Here is an 11,842-nt window from a genome sequence, read left to right as displayed (position 1 = left end):
GTCCGCACGGGCCCACCTGGCGCGATGACGCGGAATGCAGAAAGACAAGACATGACGGTGAACAGCACGCATAAAGCGCATATGTTACGCATCAATGATGGGCACTCTGCTCTCGCATTTCTCTCGCGATGTCGCAAGGGCGCAGAATGTGGACGTGGCGATCGACAACAGCGAGTTCAGCTATCTTCCCGCACAGGCCGACGCACTCGGCGTCCCCCTCCCCCCGGTGGAGCGCCTGACGCTCCCCCTCGCCGACGGACGCACTCTGAGCGCTCTCCGTTTCGGCACGGACACTCCGCACGTGACGCTGCTGCACGGCGCGGGCCTGAACGCACACACCTGGGACACCACGGCCCTCGCTCTGGGACAGCCGCTGCTCGCGATCGACCTCGCCGGTCACGGAGATTCCTCGTGGCGCGACGACCAGGACTACACACCGCGAACCCTCGCGCGTGACGTGGCCGAAGCCCTCGAAGCCTGGTCGCTTCCGCCGCAGCTAGTCGTCGGACAATCGCTCGGCGGCCTCACCGGTGCGGCGCTCGCCGCGTCACGCCCCGACCTGGTGTCGGAGCTCGTGATCGTCGACATCACTCCGGGAATCGATGTGACCGCGGGTCCTGCCGCCCTCCGCGCGTTCTACGAGGGCCCCACCGACTTCGCGACTCGCGATGAGCTCGTCGACAAGGCGATGTCGCTCGGTTTCGGCGGCAGCCGCCCCGAGACCGAACGCGGCGTCTTCCTCAACACGCGCGTGCGCCCCGACGGACGCATCGAATGGAAGCATCACTTCGCACATCTCGCCGCGCAGTCCCTCGCCGCCCACGACCCCGGACCCTCCGCGACACCGTCGGCGCTGCATGAGACCGGGTGGGACGACCTGGCCGGTGTCGAGGCCCCGCTCACGCTGGTCCGCGCGGCGCGCGGATTCGTGAGCGAATCGGATGCCGCCGAGTTGCAGCGCCGTGTCCCCTCCGCGCGCCTCATCACCCTGGAGGCGACGCACAACGTCCAGGAGACGGCGCCCGTCCCCTTGGCCTCGCTCATCGGCTCCGCGTCCGCCGCGCGCGGAATATGACGATTCGTTCCACACCCGACCCGCACCCCGCCACGCAACTCTAGGCTCGATCCAACGGCACACAGCATCTGCCGCACCGAGAGGAAACACCCCATGTTCCGACGCACCCGACGTCTCGCGCTGATATCCGCGCTCGCAGCCACCGCGGTGGTGCTCAGCGCCTGCGCAGGCTCTTCCGCGCCGCAGCCGTCGACGACCACGGGAGCGCCCGACCCCGATGCGACCCTGCACGTCGGCCTGGTCCTGGAGCCGACCAACCTCGACATCCGCCACACCAGCGGCGCCGCCCTCGAGCAGATCCTGATCGACAACATCTACGAGGGTCTGGTCAGCCGCACTCAGGAGAACGAGATCGAGGGCCGCCTCGCCTCCGACTACACGGTGTCCGACGACGGCCTGACGTACACGTTCACCCTGAACGACGGTGTCGCGTTCCACGACGGGACGGCGCTCACGTCGGCCGACGTCGTCTCCTCATACGAGACGGTCCGCACGGACGCGACGGTGCAGGGCAACGCCGATTTCGCCTCCGTCGCATCGATCACCGCGCCGGATGCGACAACGGTCCAGATCGTCCTCGCCGCTCCGAACCAGAACTTCCTGTTCGCGTTGACGGGGCCCGCCGGGCTGGTCTTCAAGACCGGCGACACGACCGACCTCAAGTCGGCGGAGAACGGCACCGGGCCCTTCACGCTGACCCGGTGGAACAAGGGCAGCACCATCACCTTCGCGCGCAACGACGACTACTGGGGCGAGAAAGCAGGCGTCGCCCAGGTCGAGTTCCAGTACATCCCCGACTTCACGGCCGGCGTCAACGCCGCACTCGCGGGCGACGTCGACGTGCTCACCGCAGTCGACCCCAACCTCGCGCCGCAGCTCGAGGATTCCGGCGACTTCGCACTCACGAAGGGCCGCACGACCGACAAGGCGACGCTCGCCTTCAACAACAAGAAGGCACCGCTGGACGACGTCCGCGTGCGCGAGGCGCTGCGGCTGGCCATCGACCACGAGGCCCTCATCGAAGCGGTCGGAGCCGGGACGACCCTGTACGGACCGATCCCGGAACTCGACCCCGGCTACGAAGACCTGTCGGATGTGATCTCCTACGACCCCGACAAGGCGAAGGAGCTGCTCGCCGAAGCGGGCCAGGAGAACCTCGACCTCACGCTCACGATCCCCTCGTTCTACGGAACGACCGTGCCGAAGGTACTGATCTCCGACTTCAAGAAGGTCGGCGTCTCCCTCGAGGTGAACTCGGTCGAGTTCCCGACCTGGCTGGAAGACGTGTACACCAACCACGACTACGATCTCAGCTTCGTGCTGCACGTCGAGCCGCGCGACTTCGGCAACTTCGCCAACCCCGACTACTACTTCGGCTACGACAACGCCGAGGTGCAGGAACTGTACGCGCAGGCGCTCGCGGAGGTCGACCCGGACAAGTCCGCCGAGCTCCTCGCGCAGGCCGCGCGCATCGTGTCTGAGGACCACGCGGCGGACTGGCTGTACAACGGCGAGACCATCACCGCGGTGAGCCCGATCGTCGCCGGCTTCCCTGAGGACTCGATCAACTCGCGCATCAACCTCGCCGGAGTCACCGTCTCCGCCGAGAAGTAATCGGCGACGACACCTCCGTGATCCGCTACACGCTCGTCCGAGGAGCCCTGCTCATCGCAGGGCTCCTCGTGTCGAGCGTGCTCATCTTCCTCACCCTTCGCGTGTTCCCCGGTGACGTCGCCCAGTTGATCGCCGGCACCCAGGCCTCTCCGGCCGAGGTCGACGCTCTCCGCGAGTCGCTCGGCCTGAACCGCCCGCTGTTCGCGCAGTACACCGACTGGATCGGCGGCATCTTCCGAGGCGACCTCGGAACCTCGCTCCTCTCGGGCGCCTCCGTGAGCGAGGAGTTGCTCCTCAAGGCCCAGGTCACCGTGCCCCTCGGCATCATGTCGCTGCTCATCGCCGTGCTGATCGCCGTCCCGTTCGGCATCCTCGCCGCACTCCTCCGCGGTCGTCGCGGCGGCACAGCGCTCAGTGTCGGTGCTCAGGCGCTGGCCGCGGTGCCCGTCGTGTGGGCGGGCATGATGCTCATCGTCGTGTTCTCCGTGTGGCTGGGCTGGTTCCCGCCGCAGGGCTTCCCCGCACCGGCTGGTCCACACCCTGGCAGGCCATCGAGTCCCTGCTGCTGCCGGCGCTGACGATCGGCATCGTGGAGGGGCGATGCTCATGCGCTTCGTCCGCAGTGCGACCCTCCAGGCGGCCGGGCAGGACTTCGTCCGCACCGCCGCCGCGAAGGGACTCACCCGCACGCGTGCGCTGATCCAGCACGGGATCCCCGCGGTCGGACTGTCGATCGTGACGGTGCTCGGGCTCCAGGTCGCCGGCATCATCGTGGGGTCGGTCGTGATCGAGCAGCTGTTCACCCTCCCCGGTATCGGCCGCATGCTGGTGGCCGACGTCGGAACCCGCGATCTCATCAAGGTGCAGAGCGAGCTCCTCGTGCTGACCGGTTTCGTGCTGATCGTGGGTTTCCTGGTCGATCTCCTGCACCGTGCGATCGACCCCCGTCAACGGGAGGCCGCATGATGCCGCGCTGGCTCGGCAGGCTCTGGGGCACCTCGACAGGTCGCTTCGGCGTCATCGTGGTCGCCGTGATCGCACTCACCGCCGTCGTGGCGCTGTTCTGGACCCCGTTCGACCCTCAGTCCTCGGACATCGGCGACCGCTGGCTGCCGCCGAGCTGGCCGCACCTTCTCGGCACCGATGACACCGGCCGCGACATCCTGAGCCTGCTGATGGCCGGCGCCAGGACGACCGTCTTCGTGAGCGTCGGCGCCGGGATCGTCGCCACACTCGTCGGCATCGCGCTGGCGGCTCTCGGCGCCCTGACCGCACGATGGATGCGGGAGACCGTCGCGGTGCTCGTCGACATCCTGATCGCCTTCCCCGTCCTGCTGATCGCGATGATGATCTCCTCGGTGTGGGGCGGTTCGCTCTGGGTCGTGATCTGGGCGGTGGGCATCGGGTTCGGCGTGAACATCGCCCGCGTCACCAGGCCCGAACTGCGTCGCGTGCAGCAGAGCGACTTCGTGCTGGCCGCCCGCGCGGCGGGGCTCACCCCGTCGCAGAGCCTCGTGCGGCACCTGCTGCCCAACGTCGCGCCGGTGTTCATCGTGCAGCTGTCGTGGTCGATGGCCGTGGCCGTCCTCGCCGAAGCCGGCCTGTCGTACCTCGGTTTCGGCGCATCGGTGGTCGAACCGAGCTGGGGTCTGCTCCTCGCCGATCTGCAGCGTTACATCGGCGTGCATCCGCTGTCTGTGATCTGGCCAGGACTCGCCATCACGATCACGGTGCTCGCCCTCAACCTCCTCGGCGACGGGCTGCGTGAAGCGACCGACCCCACCCTGCGGCACCGCGCCGCCGAGATCCACACTCCGGGGTGGTCGCATGAGTCTCTCCGTGCAGGATCTGGTGATCGAGATCGACGGGCGCCGCGTCGTGGACGGCATCTCCTTCGAGGTTCCGGACGGCGCGCGACTGGGCCTGATCGGCGAGTCCGGATCGGGCAAGTCGCTGACCGCCCTCGCCGTGCTGGGTCTGCTCCCCGACGGGGCGACCGCGAGCGGCAGCATCCGCTGGAACGGCATCGAACTCATCGGAATGCCCGACAGCGAACTGGCGAAGCTGCGCGGCGACGACATCGGCATCGTGTTCCAGGAACCGCGCACCGCACTGAATCCCATCCGCACCGTCGGCAGGCAGATCGCGGAGTCGATCCGCATCCACGAAGGTCTGGGCCGCAGAGAGGGCAGAGAGCGCGCGATCCGGGAGGCCGCGCGCGTGCGACTGCCCGATCCGGAGACCATCGTCGACAGGTATCCGCACCAGCTCTCCGGCGGCCAGCGGCAACGCGTCGCGATCGCGATGGCGCTCGCCTGCCGACCCAAGCTGTTGATCGCGGATGAGCCGACGACGGCCCTCGACGTCACGATCCAGGCCGAGATCCTGTCGCTGCTGCTCTCCCTCGTCGCCGACGAGGGCATGTCGCTCGTCTTCATCACGCACGATCTCGCGGTGCTGGCACAGGTCGCGACAGAAGGTGTCGTGCTGGAACACGGCCGTGTGGTGGAGGCCGCCCCCGTCTACACGCTCCTCTCGACGCCCGCGTCTCCGATCACGCAGGGTCTTCTCCGCGATGCGACGGCGACGTTGTGGCGGCCGGACGGCGGTGTCGCATGAGCCTGATCGAAGCCAGGGGTCTGCGTCGGGACTTCTTCGTCCCGAAGCGCGCGACGTTCGAACGCACGCGCACGCAGACCGCGCTGGCCCCGACCGACCTCGACGTCGTGGAGGGCTCGTCTGTCGGCATCATCGGCGAGTCGGGATCGGGAAGTCGACCCTGGTCCGGCTGCTGCTGGGCCTGGATCGGCCGACGGCGGGCACGGTGTCGATCGACGGTCGCCCCGTGGACGCGACCGCCTCGGCGAAGTCGCTGCACTGGCTGCGCCGCGAGACCGGACTGGTCTTCCAAGACCCGTATGCCTCGCTCGACCCTCGGATGACCGCAGGGCAGATCGTCCGGGAACCGCTGTGGGCGCTGGGCATCGACGGAGACCATCGTGCGCGGGTGCGCGAGGTCCTGGCGCAGGTCGGGCTCGAGTCCGACGCGGGCGACCGCTATCCGCATGAGTTCTCTGGCGGTCAGCGGCAGCGGATCGCCCTGGCCCGCGCGATCGTGCATCGACCACGCATCCTCGTCGGCGACGAGCCGCTGTCGGCCCTCGACGTGACGGTGCGCGCGCAGATCCTCGAACTGCTGATCGAGCTGCGGAAGACGACCGACCTCACGCTCCTGCTCGTGTCGCACGACATCGGGGTGGTCCAGAACCTGTGCGACACGGTCGTCGTGATGAAGGACGGGCACATCGTCGAGCGCGGCCCGACGCAGGACGTGCTCCTGCACCCGACCCAGGACTACACGAAGACGCTGCTCGCCGCGATCCCCGTCATCCCGGATCGCTGAGGCTCTCGGCGGGTGTCAGCGTCGGGCGCCGAAGAGCGAGCCCCGTCGTCTCCCTGTGGGTGTGAGCGCACGTCGCATGTAGACGGTGCCGAGGTCGCGGCCGAACTTGTGCCCGACCCGCCCCATCCGTCCCGCCTCGACGAAGCCGAGCTTCTCGTGCAGGCGGATCGACGCCTCGGCTCCGCGGTCGCTGATCACCGCGACCATCTCTCGGAGTCCGATCTGCTCGCACGCGTCGATGAGCGCCTGCAGCAGCACCGCGCCGAGGCCCTTGCCGCCTGCGCCGGGCCCGAGGTAGATCGAGTCCTCCACCGTGTACTTGTAGGCGTTCTTGCCCGCCCATGGCTGTGCGAGCGCATATCCGATCACCACGCCGGCCGGTGAGACCGCGACGAGGAACGGCAGTTGCAGCCGGGTGAGCAGCGCATATTTCTCGCGCCAGTACGGGATGCTGCTGCGCCGCTCGTCGAGCGTGACCGCCGAGTTGCTGACGAAGTGGTTGTAGATCTCCCGCACATGAGGAAGGTCGGCGGGCCGAGCGGCGCGGATCGTGTAGGAGAACACCTCCGGCGCGACATCAGGGCGCAGATGGCGCGGGAGGACGCGACGACGGTCCCCCGGTTCGAACTGCATGCGCTCAGCTTAGAGACGGAGGGGCTTCGCCTTCCACCCTCCAGTCGACCGGCGCGGCACCCTGCTCTTCGAGGAGGGTGTTCGCGCGGGAGAACGGGCGGGAGCCGAAGAAGCCCCGACTCGCCGAGAGCGGAGACGGATGCGCCGAGGCGATGACGGGCGTCGACCCGAGCATCGGCTGCAGATTCGCCGCGTCCCGCCCCCACAGCACGGCGACGAGCGGCTGATCACGCGCGACCAACGCGCGGATCGCGAGCTCGGTCACCTTCTCCCAGCCCCAACCGCGATGCGAGGCCGCAGCCCCTGGACGGACGGTGAGCACGCGGTTCAGCAGCAGCACGCCCTGGTCGCTCCACGCCGTCAGGTCGCCATGCGGCGCTGGCGGGATCCCGAGGTCGCTCTCGCGTTCCTTGTAGATGTTCGCGAGGCTGCGGGGCAGCGGGCGCACGTCGCGGTCGACAGCGAACGACAGACCGATCGGATGCCCCGGCGTGGGATACGGGTCCTGGCCCGTGATCAGCACCCGCACGTCGGACAGCGGCCGCTGGAACGCCCTGAGCACGTTCTCCCCGGCGGGCAGGTAGCCGTGCCCCGCCTGCTGCTCGGCACGGAGCCGGTCACCGAGTGCGGAGATCACGTCCTGCACAGGAGTGAGCGCCTGCGTCCAGCCCGGATCGATCCGGCCATCCGCCGCGAGCTCGGCGAGTGATCGCGCCATCGTCAGTCGATGGATCGCACACGCAGGGGGCCGCGCGCGAGCAGATGCTGGGCCGACTGGGCGACGGGTCGCATCGTGATCAGGTCGAGGTTCACGTGCCCGGGCGACTCGAGGGCGTAGGCGATCACGTCGGCGACATCGTCGGCGACGAGAGGTGCCTCGACCCCGGCGTACACGGCCTCGGCGGCCACGGAGTCCCCACCGAGACGGTTCAGGGTGAACTCCTCGGTGTGGACCATGCCGGGCGCGACCTCGACGACGCGGATGGGCTCGCCGTTCAGCTCCTGACGCAGCACCCGCACGAGCATCGCCTCTGCAGCCTTCGCCGCGTTGTACCCGGCGCCTCCTGCGTACGCCGACTGCGCGGCCGTCGAGGTGACGAAGATCGTGTCGGCGTGACCGTCGGCCGACGCGGCCTTGCGCAGCAGCGGCAGCAGCCCCGCCACGAGCCGCTGAGTCGCGAGCACGTTCGCCTCGAACATCCACTGCCAGTCCTCGACCGCGGCGTCCTCGATGCGGTCGGTGCCGCGCGCTCCACCGGCCACCTGCACGAGAGCGTGGACAGGCCCCGACGCGGCGAGCTGCTCGACGAGAGCGTCGACGGCGGCGGAGTCGGTCAGATCACACGCGATGGCGGAAGCCCCGGTGGCTGCGGCGAGCGCGGACAGCCGGTCCTCGCGTCGCGCCACGCCGACGACGTCCCATCCACGCGCACGGAGCGCGCGCACCGTCGCCTCCCCGATGCCCGAGCTCGCACCTGTCACCACTGCACGTCTGTTCACCATGCCTCCACCGTACGATGTTCGCGGCCCTGCGCGGACAGACACCGCGCCTTCGCGCGAATCTCTCAGAACAGGGTGGCGGTGCGCGTGTGCACGAACCCGTCGGTGGGGCTGCCGGTCGACGTCACGGTGACCGACACCCCGGAGTGCAGCGGCGTCGGGCCGAGGATGCCGAACGTCACGTGCGTCACCCCTGCCCCGGGAGGCTTCCGGCGTAGGCGAGCGTGTACGTCACGGTGCCGTCGCCATTGTCCGAGACGCCGGCGGCGGTCCAGGTCGGATCCGTGTTCGGGAGTGCGGGGACGGTGGGGCTCGAGCCGCCGGCGTTGGCGATCACGACGGGAGCGAGCGTTCCGGCGTCGGCCAGTGCGAACGTGACCGTGACCGTGCCGCTGGTGATGTCGGCGACCGGGAGCGACGCGGCCTGCGTGTCATCGTTGCGGAGTTGCAGCGATGCACCGTAGTAGTCGGGGTTCACCCACGTGCCGCCCTGCATGGTCTCGATCACGAAACGGCCAAGCGCGGCGGTCGAAGCCGCCGCTGCCGGGGTCGCGACGGCGACGGCGACGACAGGGAGCGACCACGCGGCTCCGATGAGCACCGTCCGCCGCGCGACGCCCGGTCTCGACGCCTCACGCCCGCTGAGGACACTGGTCGGTTCCGACTCGGCAGTCATCTGACGTTCCCTCCTCGCTCCGACGTGCGCGGTCGTGAGCACTTGAGCCACACAGTACAGAAATCCTTCGCGACCCGATACCCGCACTCCGGATGTCGGTCGCGCGTCGATCCTGTCGCTCCATCCGCCGCAAACCGCGTGATTCCGGGCCTCAGCCGTGTTACGTCACATTTCCCGGGTGTTGTTGACAACGAGCGGAGTTCCGTACTCTCGCTTCAACGGCATCCGCCATCCGACCTTCCGACCTCCTGGGGGAACATCATGTCCGCACCCGAGTCCTGGCGCTTCGAGACCAAGCAGATCCACTCCGGTGCTGCCCCCGATCCCGTCACGAAGGCCCGCGCGACGCCGATCTACCAGACCACGTCGTACGTGTTCGACAGCGCCGACCACGCGGCGAACCTCTTCGCCCTCGCGGAGTTCGGCAACATCTACACGCGCATCCAGAACCCCACGCAGGACGTGCTGGAGCAGCGTCTCGCCGCGCTGGAAGGCGGCACCGGCGCCCTCGTGCTCGCCAGCGGCCAGGCGGCCTCGACCTTCGCGATCCTGAACATCGCACAGGCCGGCGACCACTTCGTCGCCTCGAGCTCCATCTACGGCGGGACATACAACCTCTTCAAGTACACGCTCGCGAAGCTCGGCATCGAGGTCACGTTCGTCGAGAACCAGGACGACCCGGAGGAGTGGCGCCGCGCCGTCCGCCCGAACACCAAGCTGTTCTTCGCCGAGACGATCGGCAACCCGCAGATCAACATCCTCGACATCCGCACGGTCGCCGACATCGCGCACGACAGCGGCGTCCCGCTCATCGTCGACAACACGATCGCGACCCCGTACCTGATCCGTCCGTTCGAGTTCGGCGCCGACATCGTCGTGCACTCGGTCACGAAGTTCCTCGGCGGCCACGGCACCACGATCGGCGGCGTCATCATCGACGGCGGGAAGTTCGAGTGGTCGAAGAACGTCGACCGGTTCCCCGGCCTCACGGTTCCCGACCCCTCGTACCACGGCGCGAGCTACACCGCCGCGGTCGGCGACCCGCTCGCCTACATCATCAAGGCCCGCGTGCAGCTGCTGCGCGACCTCGGTTCGGCCATCGCCCCGCAGAGCGCGTGGAACCTCATCCAGGGTGTCGAGACGCTCTCGCTGCGCATCGAGCGCCACGTGCAGAACGCCCAGGAGATCGCCGAGTGGCTCGACGGCCGCGACGACGTCGCGACGGTCAACTACTCCGGCCTGCCCTCCTCCCCCTGGTACGCCAAGGCCAACGAGTACGCGCCGAAGGGCGTCGGCGCGGTGCTGTCGTTCGAGCTGAAGGGCGGCGTCGAAGCCGGCCGCGAGTTCGTGAACAGCCTGTCCCTGTTCAGCCACCTCGCGAACATCGGCGACGTGCGCTCGCTCGTCATCCACCCCGCCTCGACCACGCACGCGCAGCTGACGCCGGAGCAGCAGCTCACGGCCGGAGTCACGCCGGGCCTCGTGCGCCTGTCGGTCGGCATCGAGAACATCGACGACCTCAAGGCCGACCTCGACCAGGCTCTCGCCGCGGCCCGCGCCGTGTCGGAGGCCGCTCGCGCCTGACCCGCACCGCCTCGACGATGCCCCGGACCGCACGGCCCGGGGCATCGTCATGTGCGGGTTCCCTCTGCGCCCGTGCGGAGCAGACCCGAAACCCGGGTCGTAACCTGCCGCCGTCGGGCATCCGGCCACGCGAGAATGGATGCATGGACTGGCAGACGACCTCCGAGGACACGGTGCCGTCGGCGCCCGTGACGGAGGCCGACGTGCGGCTGCTCCGTGCCCGCCCCCGGCGACGGGCGCATGGCGCGACGGCGACCCCGTCGGCGGCCGACGCTTCGCCGCGTTCGGGCCGTTCTCCACGGAGAGCCGCGCCGAGCTGCCCGGCATCCGCATCGCCTACGAATCCTGGGGCGAGCTCAACGCCGCCCGCGACAACGCGGTCCTCGTGCTCCATGCCCTCACCGGGGACAGTCACGTGCGTGGTGCCGCGGGCGCCGGCCACCCCACCGTCGGCTGGTGGGAGGACATCACCGGTCCCGGTGCTCCGCTCGACACCGACCGTTGGTTCGTCATCGCCCCGAACATGCTCGGCGGCTGCCAGGGGTCGACGGGGCCGGCCAGCGTCGCCCCCGACGGCTACGAATGGGCCTCCCGCTTCCCGTACCTGACCATCCGCGATCAGGTGGCGGCGCAGGTGCGGCTCGCCGACGCGCTCGGCATCGACAGCTGGGCGGCCGTCATCGGCGGTTCCATGGGCGGAATGCACGCCCTGGAGTGGGCGGTCGCCCACCCCGAACGCGTGCGACGTCTCGCGGTGCTCTCCTCACCGCCGGTCACGACAGCAGACCAGATCGCTCTGAACACCGTGCAGCTCGAGACCATCCGCATGGATCCGCGCTTCCAAGGCGGCGAGTACTACGACCTCGGCGACGGCGAGGGCCCGCACCGGGGACTCGCTCTGGCACGGCGCATGGCGCTGCTGAACTACCGCAGCCCGATCGAGCTCAACCAGCGGTTCCAACGGTCCTGGCAGTCGGATGTCTCCCCGCTCGGTCATGGAGGACGCTTCGCAGTGGAGTCCTACCTCGACTTCCACGGCAACAAGTTCACACGTCGCTTCGACGCCAACAGCTACATCACCCTCGTCGAAGCCATGAACTCGCACGACGTCGGACGAGGGCGGGGCGGCGTCGAAGAGGCGCTGCGTGCGGTCACGGCGACCACCCTGGTCCTCGGCATCGACAGCGACCGTCTGTTCCCGGTGGACGGGCAGCAGCGCATCGCCCGCAGCATCCCGGACGTGATCGGCGGGGAGGCCGTGGTGCTCGCCAGCGACTTCGGCCACGACGGGTTCCTCATCGAGACGGACGCGGTCGGCGCGAACCTGCGGCGCCTGCTCGACAGCTGAGCCCGATGC

The 11,842-nt window shown here is 69.1% G+C and carries 8 protein-coding genes and 4 pseudogenes; 8 read left to right on the top strand and 4 right to left on the bottom strand.

The window, feature by feature from the left end; genetic code table 11:
* Positions 1-148 precede the first annotated feature (148 nt).
* From G4G29_RS07980 to G4G29_RS07955, 6 genes and pseudogenes are all read left to right on the top strand, one after another.
* Entirely contained in the window at positions 149-1,075 is a 927-nt protein-coding gene (locus tag G4G29_RS07980) for an alpha/beta hydrolase (RefSeq protein WP_244632521.1), read from the top strand.
* Positions 1,076-1,168: 93 nt separating this feature from the next.
* The gene (locus G4G29_RS07975; protein ID WP_183152413.1) at positions 1,169-2,689 is read left to right on the top strand and encodes an ABC transporter substrate-binding protein; all 1,521 of its coding nucleotides are present in this window, start codon (positions 1,169-1,171) and stop codon (positions 2,687-2,689) included.
* Between the two features lie 17 nt (positions 2,690-2,706).
* A pseudogene (locus G4G29_RS07970) lies at positions 2,707-3,655 on the top strand (ABC transporter permease).
* Positions 3,655-4,476 (top strand): annotated as a pseudogene (locus tag G4G29_RS07965) (ABC transporter permease); the annotation flags it as partial. The pseudogenes G4G29_RS07970 and G4G29_RS07965, both read left to right, overlap by 1 nt.
* 40 nt (positions 4,477-4,516) lie before the next feature.
* A complete protein-coding gene (locus G4G29_RS07960) occupies positions 4,517-5,308 on the top strand; it encodes an ABC transporter ATP-binding protein (protein WP_183152412.1) in 792 nt (263 codons plus the stop codon).
* Positions 5,305-6,092: pseudogene (locus G4G29_RS07955) on the top strand (ABC transporter ATP-binding protein). The gene G4G29_RS07960 and the pseudogene G4G29_RS07955 overlap by 4 nt, the downstream one beginning before the upstream one ends.
* 15 nt (positions 6,093-6,107) lie before the next feature.
* Here G4G29_RS07955 and G4G29_RS07950 read toward each other — a convergent pair.
* The 4 genes from G4G29_RS07950 to G4G29_RS07935 form a co-directional block, all read right to left on the bottom strand.
* On the bottom strand, positions 6,108-6,725 hold the full coding sequence (locus G4G29_RS07950; RefSeq protein ID WP_183152411.1) for a GNAT family N-acetyltransferase: 618 nt from the start codon (positions 6,723-6,725) through the stop codon (positions 6,108-6,110).
* 4 nt (positions 6,726-6,729) lie between these two features.
* On the bottom strand, positions 6,730-7,443 hold the full coding sequence (locus G4G29_RS07945; RefSeq protein WP_183152410.1) for a uracil-DNA glycosylase: 714 nt from the start codon (positions 7,441-7,443) through the stop codon (positions 6,730-6,732).
* Between the two features lie 2 nt (positions 7,444-7,445).
* Complete coding sequence (locus G4G29_RS07940) at positions 7,446-8,228, bottom strand: SDR family oxidoreductase (RefSeq protein WP_183152409.1); 783 nt, start codon at positions 8,226-8,228, stop codon at positions 7,446-7,448.
* A gap of 184 nt (positions 8,229-8,412) precedes the next feature.
* On the bottom strand, positions 8,413-8,901 hold the full coding sequence (locus tag G4G29_RS07935; RefSeq protein ID WP_183152408.1) for a hypothetical protein: 489 nt from the start codon (positions 8,899-8,901) through the stop codon (positions 8,413-8,415).
* 261 nt (positions 8,902-9,162) lie between these two features.
* Between G4G29_RS07935 and G4G29_RS07930 the strand changes: the two genes are divergently transcribed.
* Together G4G29_RS07930 and G4G29_RS07925 are read left to right on the top strand one after the other, a co-directional pair.
* Positions 9,163-10,485, top strand: coding sequence for a bifunctional o-acetylhomoserine/o-acetylserine sulfhydrylase (locus G4G29_RS07930; RefSeq protein ID WP_183152407.1), 1,323 nt, complete (start codon positions 9,163-9,165; stop codon positions 10,483-10,485).
* 143 nt (positions 10,486-10,628) lie between these two features.
* Positions 10,629-11,833: pseudogene (locus G4G29_RS07925) on the top strand (homoserine O-acetyltransferase).
* Positions 11,834-11,842: the final 9 nt, after the last annotated feature.

The sequence above is a fragment of the Microbacterium sp. Se63.02b genome (genome assembly GCF_014171575.1).
Classification (GTDB): domain Bacteria; phylum Actinomycetota; class Actinomycetes; order Actinomycetales; family Microbacteriaceae; genus Microbacterium.
The sequence above is the reverse complement of the archived record's forward strand: the minus strand, read 5'-3'. Positions and strand labels throughout refer to the sequence as shown.

Excerpts from the sequence above, each read along its gene's own strand:
- G4G29_RS07950 (WP_183152411.1), bottom strand. The coding sequence starts at position 6,725 with ATGCAGTTCGAACCGGGGGACCGTCGTCGCGTCCTCCCGCGCCATCTG.
- G4G29_RS07945 (WP_183152410.1), bottom strand. The coding sequence starts at position 7,443 with ATGGCGCGATCACTCGCCGAGCTCGCGGCGGATGGCCGGATCGATCCG.
- G4G29_RS07930 (WP_183152407.1), top strand. The coding sequence starts at position 9,163 with ATGTCCGCACCCGAGTCCTGGCGCTTCGAGACCAAGCAGATCCACTCC.
- G4G29_RS07935 (WP_183152408.1), bottom strand. The coding sequence starts at position 8,901 with ATGACTGCCGAGTCGGAACCGACCAGTGTCCTCAGCGGGCGTGAGGCG.
- G4G29_RS07960 (WP_183152412.1), top strand. The coding sequence starts at position 4,517 with ATGAGTCTCTCCGTGCAGGATCTGGTGATCGAGATCGACGGGCGCCGC.
- G4G29_RS07975 (WP_183152413.1), top strand. The coding sequence starts at position 1,169 with ATGTTCCGACGCACCCGACGTCTCGCGCTGATATCCGCGCTCGCAGCC.
- G4G29_RS07940 (WP_183152409.1), bottom strand. The coding sequence starts at position 8,228 with ATGGTGAACAGACGTGCAGTGGTGACAGGTGCGAGCTCGGGCATCGGG.